The following is a 20,789-nucleotide window of genomic DNA, read 5'->3' on the forward strand; positions in this document are numbered from 1 at the left end:
TATTTCTGTTTCATGAAATGATCAATTGAATCAGTTTTGTGAATCGCCGTTATGAAATTTTTTAACAACTCTAATGAAAGAAAGTTTTCTTCACCTTTAGTGAGAAAAAATTTAGTTTTTTCTATTGTTGATTCTGGTTTCAATGACCTGATTGAGAAGATCTGCAAGTTCTTGAAATTCATCTCCTTTTCGAATCTTGATCTTCCGAGCCGGTTCTTCTCCTGCTGCTAATTTTCTAAGTTGATTTTTGATATTGTAAATAGGTCCGGCCATTTTGTGAGAATAGATTATAGTAAAGATTGTGGTCATTCCCAAGAACAAACAGGATAAAAAGAGTATTCCTTTTACTTGAATTGTAAACATATCTAGTTTATGATCGTAGTCCGGAAGAAAAATTTCCCTTTCCACAAATTTTTCCCTTTCCACTCCGTTGTGATCTTCGAAACCTTTTTGATATACTTTAATAGGGTCATTTCTCAAACGAAAAACAACTCCTTTGTCGAACTTAGTATAGTTTAACCAGTATAGAAAACCTAACGTCAAGATAAGGCCAAAAACAATGAGTAAGGAATAATTTAATAAAAACTTAAATTGGAAATCTTGATCTACAATGTAGTTACTAAAAATTCTTTTCTTGCCGGCGTCTTCTTTTGCCATTGCCATGTAATGGTTCCTCGTGAACTAAATATCCCGATTTACCGACCGACTGTCAAAGAGAATTTATTTTCAGTAGAGTTGAATTACTTCAGAGACGGATTCTCTCTGAATAACAATTTCTTTTTCAAGAGTTTGAATGTACATCGCTTTTTCATCCATGTCTACGATTACACCTTCGATCTCTTTTCCATTGATCAAAATAATTTTTTCTAATCTTTGGAAGTCCGTTAGTAACTCTTGTCTGTTTGAATAGGTTCGGTTTTTATCTCGAGGAATGTTTTCAATTGGCAGTTTTTCGAATTCGGTTTCTAAACGATTTTTTTCGAAATCGTTTAAATGACTGCGAACAAAACCCTTTTGATTTACAAAAATTCCCTGATTTGGCTCTATAACTTGTTCACCTTCGGGAGCTGATTTTTGAGATTCTACGTGAGTGCTAACTGCTACTCGACCTTCTAAAACTTCTACTTTGGTTCCTTGTCCAGGAATATTCTGAAAACTAAAACTTGTACCTCTTACTTCCGCGCTTAAATTTTCGGAACGAACTATAAATTCTTCTTTTTTAAGATTTTTATGAATATGAGCTAATAATTCTCCCTTTTCTAAATCGATTCCAATTTTGTAATGGGTGGAAAGATCAATTAATCGAAAGGAGACTTCTGAATCAGAAAGTACTCTTACTACAATTCCATCGGACACTTTTAAGTTCAAAATGGCTTTAGAACCAGTGACTACTCTCTGGCCTTCTTGGATTCGTACCCCTGGTTTTAAAAGAATTTTGTCTTTTGGATCGGAGGAGGTGAGGTAGGCTTCTCCTTCTACTTGTGAAATTTCTACCCCCCCTTTTTCAACTCCGAGAGAGGGCTTATCCTTAAGAATAGAATAATATCCTAATGTAACTGCAAAAAGAAATATCGCTGCCGCTGAAATTCCCCAAATGAGTTTATTTTTTGTAAAATCGGAAAAGGAAAGTATTTTAGAAGAATTTTTACTGGCCTGGGCATAAAGAGATTCGAAGTCTGATTTTTGGGGTGAATATTCTACCCAAGAATTGCTCAAACCTTTAGCCAGCCATTCTATTGAAGGACTAAGATCGTTTTGTTTTCCTTCGAAAAGAATTTCTTGAATCTTTTGTTCCCTTTTCATTCCCGGTTCTTCCATTTTTATCTATGATTCTACGATCAGGGTTTCAAATTCTTTTTTTCTGCGATTTCGGTTACTTTCGCCGTCGCTTTGACGATGAGACGAGAAGCAGTCGATACCGATATATTCATAATTTCCGCTATAGTAGTCAGATTGTAGTCCTCCATAAATCGAAGAATCAAGGCATATTTTTCGTCTTCTTCAAGTTCGTCCAAACAGACTAATAGACGTTCTTCTAAATCTTTTAGTTCTGCCTTTCTAACGAAAGAAAGTTTTTGTTCCTGGAACTCCTGCATTTCGGAATTTCCACTTTCCTTTACCGTGGAAAATTTCCGGGAATAGTTGATGGAGCGGTTCCGAGCAATCGTATAAAGTAAACGGATCGCCTGTTCCTGGTCTATATCTGTATCGGAATATTTCCTGAAAAAATTCAGAAATGTATCCTGCATCAAATCCATCGCAATTTCAGGATTCCCGGAACTATATTTATAGAGAAAATCAAAGATTTTTCCGCTGTACTCTCGATAGAGAGCATCCATAAAATCCTTCCGGGTGGCCATTGGAACTAAGTTGAAATTGCGAAACCCGATTTCAAGTAAATTCCTTTGTCCTTACTTCTATTTCTAAGCTAACAGGATGAGTGTTCATTTTTTGCAAAATATAGTTTTTTTTTAAAAGAAACAGTATGATTTTTTGTCTCTATTATTTTGTCGCTTTTCCCAGCTTAAAAGAGAATTTGAGATTGTCGTTTTAGCATTTGGAAATCTTCAAGCTTCCTATTACAGAAAATCGATTCAATAAAAAAGGCAACGTTTTCGCAAAACTATAGTTAGTCTGCAGATATAACCGACTCGTTTCGTGATTGCAGATCGTTGTGATATTCGTGCCTTTGGGTCGCTGTTTAAAAGTCTACGATGTATGTTTGTTGCTATTTCCTAGATAGACACTAAGAGCACTTTTCAATAATTTCCGATTGTTTTATTTGAGCCTTAATACAAAGTCATTTGAATTTTAATTATGCTACTTACAAAATTGCAATGTTAGTAGATCAAGAATATTTTGTATCATCAACAGTTTGGGCTTATGACTTAATTTAACGTTGAGGTTGGCGTAAGAAATAACTTTTGTACGAAAAATGGCGTGTCATATTGAATCGATTTTTTAACAAAAAGAGATTAAATATAGATCTGACATTGATATTTTGTGTAATCGGTTGAACAGGTTGGATTTGAAGAAGTCTCAGAGCGTTTGTGTAAGATCTATTTTACGAACGCAGTTCTGGATATGTTAGATTTATTACAGGAAAAGTATTGCAATATAAGAATCCTCCGCCAATTTATTGAACACGGATTACATATTTACGTTTCGTTTTGAAAAGCATGTATTGAGCACGATGTGTAAAGTATGAGTAGATACGCTCAAAGGTATGGGCTTACATTATGGGACATAAATATGATTATGGGAAGTTACTTATTTCCTCATTTAAAAATATACTTGAAACACTGAACGTTTCCTCACCTAAAAACCTACATGAAACTGTTTTTGAGAATTATCTATCGGTCTCTTTGAATTGCATTACCTACAACTCTATTTTCTAAGCTTTTGGAATTGATAGAATAACGCGTCTTTATGATATTCGTATATTTTGTTATTTTTATGTATCTATGTAATGCTTGCAAAAGGACAATCAAATAAAAATGAAACACTATTTTGAAATATCATTTTTGATTTCAATCTTTCTTGTCTCTTTTCACTTGAGTAGCGAGCCCATTGATAAGATTAAAGAAGGTGATTTGATATTTCAGGAAACTTTTTCTGAACAAGGCAAGGCTATTAAAATTGCTACGAGATCACGATATACGCATGTCGGAATAATTTTTAAATATAAAGAAAAACTTAAAGTTTTGGAAGCCGTTGAACCGGTGAAAATTACGGAAATTGATACTTTTATTTCGAAGGGAAAAAATAAGCATTTCGTAATTAAAAGACTGGCAAATTCGGATATGCTTCTAACCGAAGAGAAAATAAGATTAATGAAATCTATTGGGAATCAATATATCGGAAAGCATTACGATATTTATTTTAATTGGTCTGATGAAAAGATTTATTGTACTGAATTGGCTTGGAAAATATTTAAACAAGCATTGAATATTGAACTCACTGAAGAGAAAAGACTAAAGGATTTCGATTTGAGTAACCCAGCGGTAAAATATCTAATGAAGAAAAGATACGGAAAGAATATCCCGTTCAATGATTTTGTCGTTTCTCCAGCGGATATGTTTTCATCGAAAAAATTAAAAACAATTATGGAACTGAACTAAACGAACTGCAGTTGTGCCCGCTCTAAAACCTCGGACTCGATGATGTCGGGAAGCGTATATATCGTTCGTTATGCGTCAGTTTACATAAAATTGCTTTTTTTTGAAACTTCTAGAAATAAATGAAACATTTATATTTAATTAGCGGCCTTGGTGCAGATGAAAGAGTATTCAAAAATCTTGATTTTGGTGAAAATGATTTAAAATATATTTTTTGGGTAGATCCTCGAGCTAACGAAGAAATTTTTAGTTATTGCAAAAGATTGTCTAAACAAATTAGTAAATCAGAAGAAATCATTCTCATTGGAGTTTCTTTTGGAGGAATTGTTGCAATTGAGTTATCTAAGATAATATCCGTAAAAAAAATAATAATAATTTCTAGTATCAAAAACAAAATGGAAATGCCGAAAATCTATCGATTTATTTCGGCTTTGGGTATTATAAAAATGGTTCCTGCATTTGTTTATAAAATCTATAATCCAATTCTTTCGTATTTATTTGGGATAAATTCTGATGAAGATAAAAAACTATTGAAGGACTTTATCAAATTAACGAATGCAAAATTCATAAAGTGGGCACTAAGCACGATATTAAAATGGTATAATCAGTATACTCCAAATGAAATTGTTCATATTCATGGAGATAAAGATAAACTTTTTCCAGTTAGATCAATAAAAAATGCATTCATTATAAAGAATGGGGGACATTTCATGATTTTAAATAAATCAGATGAGATTTCTTCTAAACTAAAAGAAATATTAGAAAATTGAATCATAAATAGAGAGACATTCGCTGAGTTTTTTGGGTCGTTCGACGGATTGCGTTCTATAATAAAATTGTAACTCAAGACAAAATATCGTATTATGTTTCTTTTATGCAATTTATTGACTGAAGCTAAAAGCGCGATCTCCCAGGTTTTTTTACGTTAAATTTACGGGATTGAGGCATTAATTGACGTGAGCTTGACGTAAGTGAGAATTCATGATTCTGAAAAGAGTTAGAATCTGAACTTTACAGATCGATTATTCAAATGTGGGAACTACTACAAACCACGATTTTACGGATAAATTCTAAAATTGTAGAAACTCAACACTTTGAGAATTTTTTTTAAACCGAACTTAGGTTAATTAGTATTTTATTGTGTAGTTCTAAGTAGATTCTTGGTCTACCCAAAAATAATTATTTAAAAATTTATAATATATCTTAATTTGTGGGGATTCCACAAATTAAGATTTTACAGTAAAAGTTTGAAAAGTTCAAATCTCAAAAACAATCCTAATTAAGAATTACCTCCGTTTCTTGTTTTAACAATAAACTCTGCGAGTACCTTTAAAATCTCACCCATTTTAAACCAAGACATTAAAATAATTCCCGAGGTGATAAAGAGACCGTAGATACTGATTCCTCCAAACCCTTCTGATATTTTTGCATCTGGAAATGCCTTTAAAGTATAGAGGCCTAAGATAAGGAAGATAAGACCTACAAAAAAAGCTTGGTTCGTAATACGGAAAAAATTTTTTTCTACTACAATAAAGTTATCTAGTTTTTTCTCTAGTTCTTTTGCTTTTGAAGAATCTGGATGTATCTCCAAAAGATCTTTTGCTCTAAGTTCTTGTTTCATGTGGTTTACCTAAGAAAGATTTTTTTGGTAATGTTTTGATCTCCGCTTTTATTTTTACAAAAATCAGTGATTTACTAAATCTGATTTTTATATTATTATAATAACCGATTTAAATTGAACAGTATCTTTTTTAATTTATCAAAAATGAAATCATTACTCTAGTCTCATTTTTGTAGGTATGATGTTGTTATAGAAAATAGTTAATAGATTTTTAAATTGTATTGTTATTTCTGATTAGACTTATATCTTAAGTTACCAAATATTTGTGTAAAAAATTTAATCTTATCCTCATTATTTTATGGAAATCTCTTTATGTTTTTGAGATGACCTGTAAAAAGTTAAACTTCTTTTGTTACTCAGAATTATATAATAAGTGCCCAACATTTTACACCGAAACAGGTTTTGAAATAGAGATTACGATACTCAATTTTATAAAGGTTGGTAAGTTTGCAGAAATTAGCATTCTTCATTCTTATGAGAATCGTGAAACAGCAATTTTATGCAAAAATTTGATTGAAAGATAAATTTTAGATTTTATAAAAGTTTTTTATTTTAAGTCTCTTTTAAAGAAGAATGAATCATGGCAGTTTTAATTTCTTGGAAATTAAATTGAATACATTCTACATTTTGAATATTCGATATATTTTTTATTTTAGATTTATAAGTCTTTAGCATTCTTTTCATAACAAAGCCATGTGTACATAACGCTATGATTTGATTGGAAAATAAGTTTATCATGTGTATCAGGGAAAGATGTACCCTAATATCTGTTTCTTGTTTTGATTCCCCATTTGGAAATCGAAGTGTGTCATAGAGGGGGTCATGATTATTCCATTTTTTCCAAAAGTTTTTTCCAAAATAAAAATCTACTTCGTTTATTAATTTTCCTTGCCCGTCTCCCAGAAATACCTCTCGGAAGCCGGGATTAAAAATCGGATTTAAATTCAGTTCGTCAGATATAATTTGACTTGTTTCTTGAGCTCTTTTTAAATCACTACTCAATAAAACTTCGATTCCTAATCGTTTTAAAATCAACGCTAAAGATTTTGACTGAAGTTTTCCTTGTTTGTTGATTGAAATTTCTAGATGTCCTTGAAGTCTTCCTTCTCGATTCCAATCAGTTTCCCCATGTCTGAATACGTATATAACATTTGATTTTTTGAATATTTCTTTCAATTCTTTAACTTCGTTCTTACAAAAAATAAGCTGCTCCTGAATAAATTAAAATGTAAAATATAAAAGTTAAAATCGAAGATAGTAAAATTAGTTTGTTGGTTTGAAGAATTTGTTCGATTTGAAATTCTTTTTTTGGATCGCCGAGTTTTGGTTTTATATTTTGAACCCCACTATAAAGATTAACTCCACCTAACTGTATTTCTAAAGCTCCTGCTACAGCCGCTTCTGTAAGACCTGAATTTGGACTTGGATGTTTTTTCCCGTCTCTTTGTAGAATATATAATGAATTTTTAAAATTATAACCTAGAAACAAAGATGAAAGTACAAGTATATAAGATGTAATTCTTGCCGGTAAATAATTTGCTAAATCGTCTATTCTTGCCGGAAAACTTCCGAATCTTAGATACTTTTTGTTTTTGTATCCGAAAAGAGAGTCTAACGTATTAATGGATCGATATAACATTGCCCATGCAGGCCCACCAAAAACTGCATAAAAAAGTGGAGTTGTAATTCCATCTACTAAGTTTTCAGCAGTGCTTTCTACACAGGCTCGAATGATTTCAGACTCGCTCAAGTTTTCTGTATCTCGCGCTACGATTTTAGATACTTTTTTACGAGCTAATGGAAGATTAGTTTGTACTAACGCATCATAAACTTCTTTACTATGATCAATCATATCTCGAATTGCGATCGTAGTATAAATAATCATTATAGATAAGAGTTCACCTAAAATCCAATGAAGTTGATTTGCAAATTGTACCGATAAAAATGGTATAATAAAAGAAATTAAATATACGAGACAAGAGGTTAAAATTCCGGCTATTTCTTCCGAAGAACAATTGTTTCTAAAAAACTTTTCTAAAGCTCTGGCTAACTTTCCGATAGCTCTTACTGGATGAGGGAGGTCTTTAGGATCCCCTAGAATCAAATCGACAAGAATAGATATGGCTATGCCCCAAGGCATTTTTTAGCCGAGCCCTAATTTACGATAGATGAGATTTATATTTAAAGATTGTCTAACGTATCTTGCTAATCTGTCTAAAGACTTTTCTAAATTATAAGACACTTGAACTTTAACTAAAGGAGATTTTCCTTTTCGGATTCTGATTTGATCTAGATATTTTCTACGAAACTCGTCCTTGTCAAAAATTCCGTGAATGTATGTTCCCCAAATTCTCCCCGTCGGATCGCTGTGTCCTAGTTCTTCAGCTTTTTCGTTTAAAAGTATTACGCGCGTATTCCCGATAGATTTTGTTTTACCGTGATGAATTTCGTATCCTTCTACTTCTGTTTTTGTTGGAATATGGGTTGCGAAAACTCTTTTGAGAGATTTATTTTTTTCTAATATAGTTTCAATTTGTAAAAGTGAAATCCCTTGGATAGAACCCTGATCACTTTCGATACGATACGGATCAAAAATGTTTTTTCCCAGCATTTGATAACCTCCACAAATCCCTACTATGTCCGTTTTTTGATTTCGTGATAAGGCAAAAATTTTATTTACTAAGCCAACATCATATAAATGATTCAAATCTGAGATTACGTTTTTGCTTCCAGGAAGAATTAAAACGTCTGGTTCTCCTAAATCTTCGACAGTTCTTACGATTCTAACTCTAACATCTGGTTCAGCTCTAAGTGCGTCTATATCCGTATGATTAGAAATCCTAGGAATATCAATTAATACAACGTCTAATCTTTCTTCTAATTTTGATGTATCGTCTAACGCTCCAGATTTAAATTCCAAGGAATCTTCTTCCGGCAATTTAAGGTTTTTAATGTATGGAACAATTCCTAGGATGGGTTTATTTGTATATTCCTCTATATAGTTTACGCCGGTTTTTAAAAGTTCTTTTGCTCCCCGAAAGCGATTGATAATAAAACCAAAAACTAGTTTTCGTTCCCATTCGGTTAGAGTTTCCATCGTTCCTAAAAGGGATCCAAATAGTCCTCCATGATCTATATTTCCTACTAACAATACATCTGCTTTTGCGTATTCTGCCATTTTCATATTCACTATATCGTTTTTTTTCAAATTTACTTCAGAAGCACTACCTGCACCTTCTATTATAATTACATTATATTCTGATGCAAGAGAATCGTAAGATTTTTTTACTTCTTCAAACGCGATAGGTTTGTATTGATCGTAGTCTTTAAAATTCATCGAGTTTAGTGGTTTTCCGTTGATGATTACTTGGGAATCTTTTTCATTCGAAGGTTTGAGTAGAATTGGATTCATTCGTATATCGGGAAGAATTTTGGCTGCTTGTGCTTGTAGCGCCTGTGCCCTACCTATTTCTTCTCCATTTAAAGTAACAAATGAGTTGAGAGCCATATTTTGAGATTTAAAAGGAGCTACTTTTATACCATCTTGTGAGAGAATTCTACACAAAGCAGCGGTTAGAATACTTTTTCCAACGTTAGACGCGGTTCCTTGAAACATAATAGAAGGAGTTTTCTTTCGAGATTTTAGTCTTTGTCGAGTCCCATAAAATATATTTGAAAACGCATCTATAATTTTTTTATTCTCTTCAGGGGTTCGTACTGCAATTCGGATAAAGTTTTTAGATAATCCAGAAAAGTTTTCGCAATTTCTTACTGCAATCTTATATTTTATAAGTAATTCTTGAGTTAAATCGAATATATTTTTATTATCCAAGATTTTAATTAAAATAAAATTAGCTTCGCTTGAAAATAAATTCAAAAATTCTAAATTAGAAAGATCATATATCAATTTTTCTTTCCAAATTTTTATATTTTGTTTTGAATTTTCTATATAGTCTTCGTCGGAAATTGCCTTTTCATACACTGAAGCGGCAATGCTGTTTACATTCCATGTGGGGAGTCTTTTAGAAATATTGGAGCAAATCAAAGGGGAAGCATAACAAATTCCAATTCTTAAACCAGGAAGAGCGAGAATTTTAGTCATAGATTGGATTAGAATCATATTCTCGGTTTTATCTTTGAGAAAGGAAGATTCGTTCGTACAAAAATGAATAAAGGATTCGTCGATCACAAAAACAGAATTTTGAAATTCTTGTGCTATTTTTAGAACTTCTATTTTATCAAGTGTTACTCCCGTGGGATTGTTTGGATGTCCTAAAAAAACCAAGGCTTTTTGATCTGGCTTAGATTTAAGTATGTCTCTAAGTTCGTTTATATCTAAACGAAATTGTTTTTCTTCTTTAAGGGTGACTTCGATACAAGGAATCTTTAGAAGTGAAATTGCCTCTTTGTACCCGCTATAACAAGGAACTGCGATTAATGCATAATCTGCTTGGACTACAAATGGTATTTGAAGTATAAGTTCGGAAGCTCCGTTTCCTAGAACAATTTGTTCTGTGCATATTCCATATTTTGAATGTATTTTCTTTTTTAAAGAAGTGTAATTTGGATCTGGATAAGAAATGAGGTCTTCTATTTTGGAATGTAAAAAGGGCCTTAACCATTCCGGAAAGCCTAATGGGTTTATATTGGCTGAAAAATCTAAAATTTCTTTCGGATTACACCCGGCCTTTTTTGAAAGTTTGATTAAATTCCCTCCGTGTTCAGGTAAGTTCATTAAATTTTAACCTTTTGATTTTGTTTAATTTGTCCTTTTATCTTAATGGGAATTCCACTGGACATAAAATAAACATAATCTGCGTTATGCGCTATTGTCTGATTGCATATTCCAAGTAAGTCTCTATAGATTCTACCGGCTTTACTCCCGGGAACAAGTCCAAGTCCAACTTCGCTACTCACAAATATAACGTGTTTTACCTTGGTGTTTCGAATATGTTGCAAAAGCTTTGTACAACTTTTTTTAATCGTAACTTCTTCGATTTTTCTTTTTTCTATTTTAGATTTATATAATAAATTATTGATCCAGAGGCTAAGGCAATCGATTACTATAATTGACTTCTCAAGAAAATATTCGGATTTAAATAAATTCAAAAAATTGAATTCTTCTTCTATGGTTTCCCATATAAAATGGTTTCTTTCTTTTTTATGTTTTAGAATTCTTTGATTCATTTCTTCGTCAAAGGTGGGACAAGTTGCAATAAAGTATTTTTTTCCTTTTATATCGTTTGCAAGTTCGAGTGCAAATCTGCTTTTACCACTTCTGCAACCTCCTGTAATCAAAGTGATAGTGGGTATTTGCATCTTTTTGTTTTTACTTTGAATTTGCTTTTTTTCCAATTTGAAATTCCTTGACTTACTGATTGATAAACTGCCTTTCCAATAAGATGTCCAGAAAGTGTGTGTTTTCCAGTATAACGTTTTGTTGAAATACAAGAAGGAGATGCAAACGCGATACAATCAGTTCCGGTGCCGGTTGCAAGTCCAGTTTTACACCGTATCTTTGCTTCCAATACGGCGAGAGTTCTTGCTTCGGTAATGAGGGAAACTGCTTCTAAAGAAGTATTCAAGTCAAATGGGATGGAACATTGTACTAGTATATTAATCGTTCCATACGAATTTGATTGGAACGGTGGATCTCCAATTCTAACCGAGTTTCCTAATCCTACAGTGACAACAGATCGAATTTTTAAATTTTGTTTTTCTAATATTACTTCCGAATAATTTTCAAGAGAAACACTGGTAAGAAAACCAACTCCATTCCTAGATTCTTTTTTATATAATAAACTTTTATAGAAGTAGTCGATCGGATCCACTTCCAGAGTTAGATCTTCATCTTTCACACGATGCCATAGAACACAGTCTACTTGTTCTTTCCAGCCTCCTCCGATTAAAGCCCAACTCAGAACGTTATGTGGTTCTTCAAAGTTTACTTCGAGCCAAGAATCCTTAATATAAATCATTTCCGTAAACAGGATTGAACAAATCCTTCTGCCAAGTTTGGGTTGGAAGCCCAATGAGCGTGTATGTAGGAAGCAAGAATCGAATTTTTGGAATAACCTTCCTCGCTAACTTGATCACTTTTTCTTTTTCTAAGATTGTAAACAAGTTCGATCGGATTGGATTCATCTAGTTCTAAGTCCGAATAGCGAAATTGATGGCCTCTGAATCTTAGTCCTACTTCTCCGAAGATTGTTTCTTTTTTTGTAGTTACTTCTACATAACCCAAGGCTTTTAATTTTTTTTCCATAATAGAAGTTGCAGAAATTAAGCCGAGCATCGGAAAAAATTCTCCTTCGACTAGTTTGATTCCTTTAGAAAGATACATAAGTCCTCCACATTCCGCGTAAATTGGAATATTTTTGTATGATAGATCTCGAATATAATTAAGTAATGATTTGTTTTTAGATAGAGTTGGCGCAAAAACTTCTGGATACCCTCCTCCAAAATAAAGCCCATCTACATCAGTAAGTCTGGAATCAGAAAGAGGAGAAAAAAACACTAATTCTGCTCCGGCTTGTCTGAGTCGCATTAAATTTTCTTCATAATAAAAGTGGAACGCAGAATCCATAGCGATTCCGATTTTACAACGTTTTAAAGTAGTATTTATATTCGAAACTGGAATTGAAATTTCAGGAGCAGAATTCGCAATTTCAAGAATAGAATTTACTTCTAAACTTTTTTCTCCTTCTTCTCCCCAAAAATTAAATTTTTCTTCTGATACATTTTCTTCAGACGCGGAATACAGACCTAAATGTCTTTCCGGAAACGTTTGCTCCGAATGTTTGCAAAGGCCACCTAGAATTGGAACTTCAGTAGATGCATCTTTTAAAAGTTGAATATGAGATGGACTTCCGGTAAAATTAGCGAAAGCTCCCGCTAGATTGAGATCTGGGTCAAATATTTTTAGTCCTTTTAAAATTGCAGAAACGGTTCTTGCCATTCCTCTTGTATCTAAAACAACTAACACTGGTGAGGCGAGCCACTTTGCAATTTCCGCAGTAGAACCGATTTCGGAGTTTGGAGAATGGCCGTCAAAAAGTCCCATCATACCTTCTATAATTGCGATATCTACGTTATGACATGCTTGGTAAAAAGTATTCAGAACTGATTCTTTACCCATCAACCATCCATCTAGGTTGTGACAAATTTTTTGCGAAGCCCTAGAATGGTAAGTAGGATCCAAATAATCAGGACCACATTTGAAAGTTGCAACTTTCAAACCTTTTTTTCGGAGAATTTGGGTAAGTGCGAGTGCGATTGTAGTTTTTCCAACTCCACTTCCTGTTCCTCCGATTACAATTCTGGGAATTTTAATATTCATTAGAAATCGATTCCTTTTTGTGCCGGAATTCCGTTTTGATACGGATGTTTTTGGGCTTCGATTACACTCACTAGGTCTGCATAGTCCATCAAAACTTTAGGGCAGTTTCTTCCAGTAATGACTACGTGAAGATCTTTACGTCTTTTTTTTAGAATATTTATTACTTCTTCTACGTTCAACCAGCCGTAATGAAATGTATAAGTAATTTCATCTAATATTATAATATTATAATTTTCTTCCAAAATCATTTTGGAAGAAAACGTCCACGCCATTCTTGCGGCTGTTTTATCTTTGTCTAAGTTTTCGCTGTTCCATGTAAAACCCAATCCCATGACATGAAAGTCGAGTTCTGGTATTTTTTTTGAAAACATTTTTTCTCCGGTTTCCCATTTACCTTTTAAAAATTGGACTACCCCACATTTCAGCCCTCTTCCTAAGGCTCTGAAGACGATTCCCAAAGCAGCCGTAGTTTTTCCTTTGCCGTTACCTGTATAAACGATTACAAGTCCTTTGGAATTCTTTTCGTCTGAGTTCATAGATTCCTTTTGGCCTTTCTGAAACCGTGTGAAAAATTCGCGGAATAAAGTCTAGAATCTGCAAAATCGTTACAATCTAAAATTGGACCTATAAATATGATTGCCGTGGAGGAAATTTTTTCCCTTTTTACCTTAGATACAATGTCGTATAACGTTCCTACTACAACTTTTTGTTCAGGCCAGGTCGCTTTTTGAATGACTGCTACTGGGCATTTTTCTCCATAATATGGGGTTAGTCGTTCTACGATTGCTCGGATATGTAAAACACTTAAAAAAAGAGTTAGAGTTGCGCCAGATTGAGCAAGGATTTCAAGTCTTTCCCTTTCTGGAACCGGTGTTCTTCCTGAAATGCGAGTGATGATAATAGTTTGAGAAACTTCGGGAAGAGTCAGTTCTTTACCTAAAACAGCCGCGGCGGCAGTAAAAGAACTGACCCCTGGAACAATTTCATATTGAATATTCAAAGAATCTAATTTTCGTATCTGCTCCGCAATAGAACCAAAGATCGAAGGATCGCCGGTGTGAACTCTCGCCACGTCTTGATCGTTTTCTTTTGCGGATAATATGACCGAAATGATTTCATCCAAAGTCATACTCGAAGAATCTAATACAATCGCATCTTTTTTAGTTCTTTCTATTACGGCTTTTGGTACGAGCGAACCGGTATAAAGAACGATTGGACAAGCTTCTATGAGCTTTGCACCTTTAATTGTAATTAGTTCGGGATCTCCCGGACCTGCTCCAATGATATAAACTTTCATAAAATATAACTCTTTAACATTTTAAAAGGATACCTCGGACTAAATTCCATACTTCCAAAGGAATAATTCCTAACCAAGAAATGTCTCTATATTCTTGTCCGTTTAAAAAAACTCTTTCGCTTTTTTCATAAGCGTAATTTAGAAGACGTTCGCTTATGGAAGAATTTCTATGGATAACTAATTTTTCATAAATCTCTTCCGGTAAGATCTGATTTGGGAGAAACATCGAGAATTCAAATGGAAAATTTAGAACCTTTTCCATATCGACGATTTTCAGTTCTAAGTATTTGTTATAGTTTTCTCCAGGGTTCTGAAAACCGTATTCTTCAAAACATATTGAATTTTTTAATTTCCCTATAATATAAAATTTTTCTAAAGTTTTAAAAAGGATTGCTCCACCTAATCTACCTATGTAGGCTAACGTTTTTTTTCCAGGCTCTAATTGTTTATGACTTTTTTTAGAACTTTCTTTTTGTATTTTAGAAAGCAGGTCCAACGTTTTGATCGCTTTGATTGCCGAAGAATCTTGGGATTGGATCTTAGAAGAATCTGTATTTGTAATTGAGGCTGGACTTTTGGATAGTTCTTGATCGCTCACTATGGAAGTCGATTTCTTGATAAAAGCTCCTCGGATTTTAGTGACGTTCAAGTTTAAGGAAGTGTCTTCTAAATTTGTGTTACTTTTTAAATCTTCGATAGTACGAAGAGAGAATCCTTTTTTCTGTCCTTCTTTCAGACTTGCGTCTTCTAAAGAATATTTGTTTGTATAACCCCTAGGAGTTATCATAAAACCTTCATAGACAAAAGTGTTGCTGGAACCTACAATTACGGTAGTATTCATTCCAATTTCGTAATTTAAGAAATTGTCTAGATCGGAAAGAAATACGTTTTGTTGTTTTCTATAAGCACTTTTTATAAGAGCAACCGGAGTATCTCCAGAACGATGTCGCTTAATAATTTTAGAAGCTTTTACAATCTGTCTTTGTCTTCGCCCAGAGGCGGGATTATAAAGAGTAATTACAAAATCCCCTTGCGCTGCACATTTTAAGCGATTTTCGATTACGGACCAGGGAGTTAAAAGATCGGAGAGAGAAATTCTTGCCGTATCATGAATAATAGGGGCTCCTATGAGAGAGGCGCAAGAACTATCGGCGGTTATACCAGGGATGATCTTGATTTCTGGAGATTCTTCTTTTTTCCATCCCATTTTTCTCAACACTTCAAAAACCAATCCGGCCATTCCATAAACGCCGGCGTCTCCAGAAGAGACCAAAGTGACAATTTTACCTTCTTTGGCTGTATTAACTGCTTCTTGTGCTCTATCTATTTCTTCTGTCATTCCGGTTTGAGTTACTTGTTTCCCAACTAATTGGTGTTTAACGAGATTTATATAAGTAACGTAGCCGATTACAAGGTCAGCTTCTTGGATTGCATGGAAAGCGGCAGGTGTGATATGTTCGTCATTACCCGGTCCAATTCCTACAATGTTCAACCTACCTTTTTTCATTTGTCTGCTTTTAAAACACTCCTGTGTAAATTTGGTCGTTTAGGGTGTGGAATACGGGAAACTGCAATTGTAAGATTTTTACCGTTAGGTTCCTCTTTGTATTTTTGTTTTGTAAGAAGAAGAGAATCTGCTCCAGAAGCAAGAAGGCTCGCGGCTTCGCTCACCGATTTTGTTCCTGTAAAACCTTTTACAATTTCGGAAGGGGATCTCACTTGAGAAACGCGATCTAATTCTTCTGGCGAAAAAAAGATCAATTCCCACCCATATTTTTGGGAAAGTTTTAGAAAGGCAGATTCTTCTTTTTTTAAATCGATAGTTGCAATTGCACGAACGCTTTGGATTGCAAATCCGTTTTCGTCTAATATTTTATAAATTCCGTTTTCTACGATCTCGAAAGGAATATTTCGATCACATCCTAAGCCTAAAATCAATGTTTTAGTATAATATAATACAGAATTTTTATAATGTTCTTTATGTGTTTTGTGGACGTTACTTCTGTCAGTAGCGATCAAAAGAATTTCATAATCTTCCGGTTGCACATTATTTAAGGAAATCGAATATTCTACTCCTTTAGGAAGGGGTTTATCCAAAGGCCACCAATTCGGTTCTCCAGTTTCTTGAATAAATAAGACCTTTGTTTCGTTGACCACGGCCGCACAACCTTTAGTTATATTTCGATCCGGATTTTCCAGAATCCAACCGAATTCCCTACCTAAAATATCTACGGTTAAAGTTCCGGAAACATCGGAAGCGGTAGTAATCACAGGAATGTTATTTAATATTTCTGAAAGTTTTTCCGTAAAAAAATTTCCCCGTCCTACGTGACCAGATAAAACACAGATTGAAAACTTGGCTTTATCATCAACACATAGAACAGCCGGATCTACTTTCTTATTTTCTAATAAAGGGGCGATCATACGAACTACGGCACCGACGCTGATGATAAAAATATGACAATCGTACTCCCGAAAAGTTTCGCGCAACGTTTTATCCATAGGAAAAGAAAGCAGCTTGGAATTTGATGGAGCGTCTTGGATAAACTTAGCGGAGACAAAAAGATCTATGTCTTGCCAAATGGCTTGAATTTTTTTGGCGATTTCTAATCCGTGTTTTGTAATTACAAAAACGGAATATTGTTTTCTATTCCGTTTCACAGTTTTGACCTCTCAATATGCCTTTTCGTTTTCGAATCGATAAAATAACTGTCGAAAAATAATCACAACTTTCATTTTGAATCGTTTCTAGATTTGTCACGATCTTTTGTCTATCCGTAGTTGCATAGGAAACGTAACTCGCATTTTTAAGAATATTCAATTTTTTTAAAATTTGAACAAGTTTGGGAATGATCTGTCCCACTTTGGTAAGAACGATTGTATCGAAATGTTGTACAAGTTTGGGTAACTCTTCAATACCATAAGTTCCGGGAATTACACAAAAACGTTCTCTTCCATCTGCGAGAGGAGTTTGAAGAACGGCTGGAATTGCAGTAATAGATGAAACCGCTGGAATGATTTCTATCTCGATCCCGGGCCAACGGTCGTTTGATTCTTCTAAAAGATAACTCCAAGAGCTGTAAACGGAAGGATCACCTTGAGTAATAAAGGCGACATTAAGTTTTTTTTCCAGACGTTTACCAATTTCTGTAAATGCTTTGTCCCAAGCAGGAACAAGAATATCCGGGTCCTTGGTCATTGGGAAATGAAGAAATAATTTTTCTTGGGAAGGATTTTCCTGAATAATAGGAGAACAAACTCTCCAAGCAAATGGTTTTAAGTGTTCACTAGTTTTAGGAATTGCTAATACGTTTACCGAATTTAAAATTTGAACGGCTCTTAGAGTAATCAAATCTGTAGCACCTGGGCCTACCCCTACTCCGTATAGTTTTCCGTATCGACTCAAGTTCACATTTTCTCCGGTTTTTTAATCTTAAAAATGTGAATCGGATTGAGAGCTTCGTACCGAAGATAATCCTTTAGGACTCGTCCTCTAGAAACGTTCAAAAGAGTTACTTCAGGTACAAGTTTTAATTTTTTAAAACTCTGATAGATTTGAGAAACGTTGTCTATGGTTACTGCATTTATTACCAAACTTCCGAGAGGCGAAAGCTTATTTAATGATATTCTAATAATCTCATAAATATCTCCATTAGAACCACCTACAAAGATACAGTCTGGATCTGGAAGTTTTTCTAGAACTTCTGGAGCTTTTCCTGAAATCACATGTACATTATCCGTCTTTTGGAGAAGAATGTTCTGTTTACAAATTTCAATTCCTTCAGGATCAATTTCAATTGCATAGGACTTGCCGTTTTTAGCGATCTGTGCGGCTTCGATGGCTATAGAACCAGAGCCTGCTCCAATGTCCCAGATTACACTATCTTCTCTGATATTTAAAAACGCGATGGAAAGAATTCGAACTTCTTTTTTAGTAATTAGCCCTTTTTTGGGAACTCGTTTTGAATAATTTTCTTCTGAAACGTTAGGCACAACTGTAGGTGGTTTCCAATTTACTGAGTTTCTAATGAGAACCAAAACGTTTAGAGGGTCAATTTCTTCTTCTTCGCTTAACGATTTTAAGTCGAATTTACGGATTCTTTCTTTTTCTCCTCCTAGATTTTCGCATACAAATGCAGTCCATTCAGATTCGTTGAAAGACAATAGATAAGAAGCGATTTCTTTCGGGTGATTGATTTTGTCCGTGAACAATGCAACCTTATTAAGAAATTGTAATTTGGTAATCAGTCCTTTCGAAGATCTTCCGTGTAAGGATAAGACTTCGGCGTCGTCCCAAGGAATTCCAATTTTTGCAAACGCGTGTTGAACGGAACTGGGGGCTGGAATAAAATCTACGTATTCAGGACCTACTTTTTTACGAATTAAATTTCCGATTCCGAAAAACAAAGGATCTCCGGACGCAAGAACACATATTGTATGTTCCAAAGAAAGTTCCGCGATCCTTTTGATGGTTTGGGTCAAATCATCTTTGAATACTATTTTTTCTCCGGAGAATTGAGGAAAAAAATCTAAATGCCTTTTTCCGCCAGCGAGTATTTGAGCTTTTGCGACCGCATTGGCAGCGATACTTGATAGCCCTGGACAACCTTCATCGCCCATACCGACAACAGTAACCGCTTTCATCTTTCTCCTCTTTTGGAAGATAACAAGAGAAGTGCATGAAGGATTGCAACTGCGATTGTACTACCTCCCTTTCTACCCATAGTAAGGATATATGGAATTGAAGTTACATTATAATATTCTAATTTTAATATGCTTTCTTTGGATTCTTTTGCGGAAACAAAGCCCACCGGAACTCCCACAATAAGAGCTGGTTTGATTCCTTCTTGACGAATTAGTTTTTCGATTTCTAACAAAGCCGTTGGCGCGTTGCCGATGACTATTATAGATTCATTTAAAAGATTGAATGAATTTGCTTTTTGAATCGATTCGATTGCCCTCGTAGAATTTTTTCTCTTAGCGTTTTCAATTACGTCTTCGTCCGAGATGAAACAGTATGTTTTACAGCCGTAAACTTTAAGTCTTTCTGGATTTAGGCCGGACAAAATCATCTGAACGTCACATACGATCGGACATCCCTTTTTTAACGCTTGGATTCCAGAATCGATCGCTTGTGGATGAATTTTAGTAATATCCTTGTAATCAAAATCTGCGGTTGCGTGTATAATTCTTCGAACCACTTCCCATTCTTCTTGTGAAAAAGAATGAGGTCCGGCTTCTTCATCAATGATTGAAAAAGATTTGTTCTCAATATTTCTTCCTAAATTAGTTATTTGTCTCATATCATTCATAAATTTAAGCCAACGTTTGGAGAAAAATTTTCACACTTCCCTAAAAGTTTTCCGTCAAAATCCACCATATAACAAGAAATCATTATATTCGTTCCCGCGTGTTTGGAACATTTTTCGGCTACGATTTCGCAAATTTTAGTTGTGATTATTTTGTATCCAGATACTTTACAAATTTCTAATACATGTCTTGCGGTATTCGCATTTTGGATTTCGATCGCGATTTCTTCTGGAACTCCTATGGATCTAGCGATCGTGGACAACATTGTAGTATTTACCGAAGAACCACCCCTATGAGTCATCATCACGCCGTCTGCCATCTTAGATAGCTTACCAATCATTCCTACGATGATCGTGTGACGAATTGATTCCTTAACCGATGTTTTTATGCCGGTTCCGATAAAGTCTCCTACTTGAATGAAGGAAAGTTCATTCAAATTTGGTAATAGATCCATTGCGAATTTTTCGGATTTACCACCTGTGGTAAGAACGATCGTATCGATACCATATTCTTTGGCCATCTGAATCGCTTGTATAACACTTGCTTTAAATGCAGCCGTAGAATAAGGTTTTACGATTCCCGTGGTTCCTAAAATGGAAATTCCACCTATCAAACCTAGGCGTTCATTCATGGTTTTTTTAGCCATTTCTTGACCACCTGGAACACTTATTTCCACCTCAGCACCGTTAAACGAACTACCTTGTAGTTCTTCTAAAATCATCTCTTTGATATTTTTTCTGGGAATAGGATTGATCGCAGATTGACCGATTTCAAGGCCAAGTCCTGCTTTAGTGACAACGGCAACACCGTCTCCACCTTTTAATTTGATTTCGTTTTCTTTTGTTAAGCGAACTCGTGCCGTGAGCTCAGCACCGTGTGTACAATCTGGATCATCACCTGCGTCTTTAACAACACTGCAGGTTGCAACTTCTCCTTCGAGTTGGCAACGTTTGACAGTAAAAAGAACTTGTCTTTTGTTGGGAAGGGTCGTTTCGATTTCCAAAATAGGTTTTCCCTTTAATAAAAGTCTAGTCGCAGCCTTTGCCGCAGCAGCAGAACAAGCACCTGTAGTAAAACCCTCCTTTAGTTTTTTTCCGGTCATAA

20 protein-coding genes and 1 pseudogene are annotated in these 20,789 nt (G+C 34.5%); 3 read left to right on the forward strand and 18 right to left on the reverse strand.

The window, feature by feature from the left end; all coding sequences use genetic code 11:
* Nucleotides 1-111: 111 nt before the first annotated feature.
* From BW942_RS00520 to BW942_RS00530, 3 genes are all read right to left on the reverse strand, one after another.
* On the reverse strand, nucleotides 112-663 hold the full coding sequence (locus BW942_RS00520; RefSeq protein ID WP_001240474.1) for a HAMP domain-containing protein: 552 nt from the start codon (nucleotides 661-663) through the stop codon (nucleotides 112-114).
* Between the two features lie 63 nt (nucleotides 664-726).
* On the reverse strand, nucleotides 727-1,818 hold the full coding sequence (locus BW942_RS00525) for a FecR family protein (protein WP_000392377.1): 1,092 nt from the start codon (nucleotides 1,816-1,818) through the stop codon (nucleotides 727-729).
* A 20-nt stretch (nucleotides 1,819-1,838) separates the two neighbouring features.
* Entirely contained in the window at nucleotides 1,839-2,339 is a 501-nt protein-coding gene (locus tag BW942_RS00530) for an RNA polymerase sigma factor (RefSeq protein ID WP_001971886.1), read from the reverse strand.
* Nucleotides 2,340-3,015: 676 nt separating this feature from the next.
* Here BW942_RS00530 and BW942_RS22185 point away from each other — a divergent pair.
* The 3 genes and pseudogenes from BW942_RS22185 to BW942_RS00545 all read left to right on the forward strand — a co-directional run.
* A pseudogene (locus BW942_RS22185) lies at nucleotides 3,016-3,143 on the forward strand (IS481 family transposase); the annotation flags it as partial.
* 354 nt (nucleotides 3,144-3,497) lie between these two features.
* Nucleotides 3,498-4,121 (forward strand): YiiX family permuted papain-like enzyme, encoded by a 624-nt coding sequence (locus tag BW942_RS00540; RefSeq protein WP_000683580.1) that lies wholly within the window; start codon nucleotides 3,498-3,500, stop codon nucleotides 4,119-4,121.
* A 119-nt stretch (nucleotides 4,122-4,240) separates the two neighbouring features.
* Nucleotides 4,241-4,888: a hypothetical protein gene (locus tag BW942_RS00545; protein WP_000682106.1), complete on the forward strand. Its 648-nt coding sequence runs from the start codon at nucleotides 4,241-4,243 to the stop codon at nucleotides 4,886-4,888.
* 509 nt (nucleotides 4,889-5,397) lie between these two features.
* On the opposite strand, the gene BW942_RS00550 is transcribed toward BW942_RS00545, so the two are convergent.
* From BW942_RS00550 to BW942_RS00620, 15 genes are all read right to left on the reverse strand, one after another.
* A complete protein-coding gene (locus BW942_RS00550) occupies nucleotides 5,398-5,739 on the reverse strand; it encodes a hypothetical protein (protein ID WP_000807028.1) in 342 nt (113 codons plus the stop codon).
* A gap of 552 nt (nucleotides 5,740-6,291) precedes the next feature.
* Nucleotides 6,292-6,915 carry a histidine phosphatase family protein gene (locus BW942_RS00555; protein WP_000658522.1) on the reverse strand — a complete coding sequence of 208 codons (624 nt, stop codon included), beginning with the start codon at nucleotides 6,913-6,915 and terminating at the stop codon, nucleotides 6,292-6,294.
* A gap of 16 nt (nucleotides 6,916-6,931) precedes the next feature.
* Nucleotides 6,932-7,879 carry an adenosylcobinamide-phosphate synthase CbiB gene (gene cbiB / locus BW942_RS00560; RefSeq protein ID WP_001145777.1) on the reverse strand — a complete coding sequence of 316 codons (948 nt, stop codon included), beginning with the start codon at nucleotides 7,877-7,879 and terminating at the stop codon, nucleotides 6,932-6,934.
* Nucleotides 7,880-7,882: 3 nt separating this feature from the next.
* Nucleotides 7,883-10,474 carry a cobyric acid synthase gene (locus tag BW942_RS00565; RefSeq protein ID WP_001052891.1) on the reverse strand — a complete coding sequence of 864 codons (2,592 nt, stop codon included), beginning with the start codon at nucleotides 10,472-10,474 and terminating at the stop codon, nucleotides 7,883-7,885.
* Nucleotides 10,474-11,058 carry a bifunctional adenosylcobinamide kinase/adenosylcobinamide-phosphate guanylyltransferase gene (gene cobU / locus BW942_RS00570; protein WP_001166821.1) on the reverse strand — a complete coding sequence of 195 codons (585 nt, stop codon included), beginning with the start codon at nucleotides 11,056-11,058 and terminating at the stop codon, nucleotides 10,474-10,476. Before cobU ends, BW942_RS00565 begins: the two co-directional genes overlap by 1 nt.
* Nucleotides 11,034-11,717, reverse strand: a complete 684-nt coding sequence (locus tag BW942_RS00575) for an adenosylcobinamide amidohydrolase (RefSeq protein WP_000639347.1) — start codon at nucleotides 11,715-11,717, stop codon at nucleotides 11,034-11,036. Before BW942_RS00575 ends, cobU begins: the two co-directional genes overlap by 25 nt.
* Nucleotides 11,714-13,078: a cobyrinic acid a,c-diamide synthase CobB gene (locus tag BW942_RS00580; RefSeq protein WP_001022069.1), complete on the reverse strand. Its 1,365-nt coding sequence runs from the start codon at nucleotides 13,076-13,078 to the stop codon at nucleotides 11,714-11,716. The genes BW942_RS00575 and BW942_RS00580 overlap by 4 nt, the downstream gene beginning before the upstream one ends.
* A complete protein-coding gene (gene cobO / locus BW942_RS00585; protein ID WP_001083457.1) occupies nucleotides 13,078-13,614 on the reverse strand; it encodes a cob(I)yrinic acid a,c-diamide adenosyltransferase in 537 nt (178 codons plus the stop codon). Before cobO ends, BW942_RS00580 begins: the two co-directional genes overlap by 1 nt.
* Nucleotides 13,611-14,375: a precorrin-4 C(11)-methyltransferase gene (gene cobM, locus BW942_RS00590; protein WP_000870283.1), complete on the reverse strand. Its 765-nt coding sequence runs from the start codon at nucleotides 14,373-14,375 to the stop codon at nucleotides 13,611-13,613. The genes cobO and cobM overlap by 4 nt, the downstream gene beginning before the upstream one ends.
* A gap of 13 nt (nucleotides 14,376-14,388) precedes the next feature.
* The gene (cobJ, locus tag BW942_RS00595) at nucleotides 14,389-15,882 is read right to left on the reverse strand and encodes a precorrin-3B C(17)-methyltransferase (protein WP_000715695.1); all 1,494 of its coding nucleotides are present in this window, start codon (nucleotides 15,880-15,882) and stop codon (nucleotides 14,389-14,391) included.
* The gene (locus BW942_RS00600; protein WP_000828193.1) at nucleotides 15,879-17,036 is read right to left on the reverse strand and encodes a cobalt-precorrin 5A hydrolase; all 1,158 of its coding nucleotides are present in this window, start codon (nucleotides 17,034-17,036) and stop codon (nucleotides 15,879-15,881) included. The genes cobJ and BW942_RS00600 overlap by 4 nt, the downstream gene beginning before the upstream one ends.
* The gene (cobI, locus tag BW942_RS00605) at nucleotides 17,023-17,781 is read right to left on the reverse strand and encodes a precorrin-2 C(20)-methyltransferase (protein ID WP_000092523.1); all 759 of its coding nucleotides are present in this window, start codon (nucleotides 17,779-17,781) and stop codon (nucleotides 17,023-17,025) included. The genes BW942_RS00600 and cobI overlap by 14 nt, the downstream gene beginning before the upstream one ends.
* A 2-nt stretch (nucleotides 17,782-17,783) precedes the next feature.
* Complete coding sequence (locus BW942_RS00610) at nucleotides 17,784-19,019, reverse strand: bifunctional cobalt-precorrin-7 (C(5))-methyltransferase/cobalt-precorrin-6B (C(15))-methyltransferase (RefSeq protein ID WP_000649054.1); 1,236 nt, start codon at nucleotides 19,017-19,019, stop codon at nucleotides 17,784-17,786.
* Nucleotides 19,016-19,687: a cobalt-precorrin-8 methylmutase gene (gene cbiC, locus BW942_RS00615; protein WP_000999239.1), complete on the reverse strand. Its 672-nt coding sequence runs from the start codon at nucleotides 19,685-19,687 to the stop codon at nucleotides 19,016-19,018. The genes BW942_RS00610 and cbiC overlap by 4 nt, the downstream gene beginning before the upstream one ends.
* Nucleotides 19,684-20,787: a cobalt-precorrin-5B (C(1))-methyltransferase gene (locus tag BW942_RS00620; RefSeq protein WP_000145960.1), complete on the reverse strand. Its 1,104-nt coding sequence runs from the start codon at nucleotides 20,785-20,787 to the stop codon at nucleotides 19,684-19,686. Before BW942_RS00620 ends, cbiC begins: the two co-directional genes overlap by 4 nt.
* Nucleotides 20,788-20,789 lie beyond the last annotated feature (2 nt).

Origin of the sequence: Leptospira interrogans, from assembly GCF_900156205.1 — a bacterium.
Lineage (GTDB): Bacteria > Spirochaetota > Leptospiria > Leptospirales > Leptospiraceae > Leptospira > Leptospira interrogans.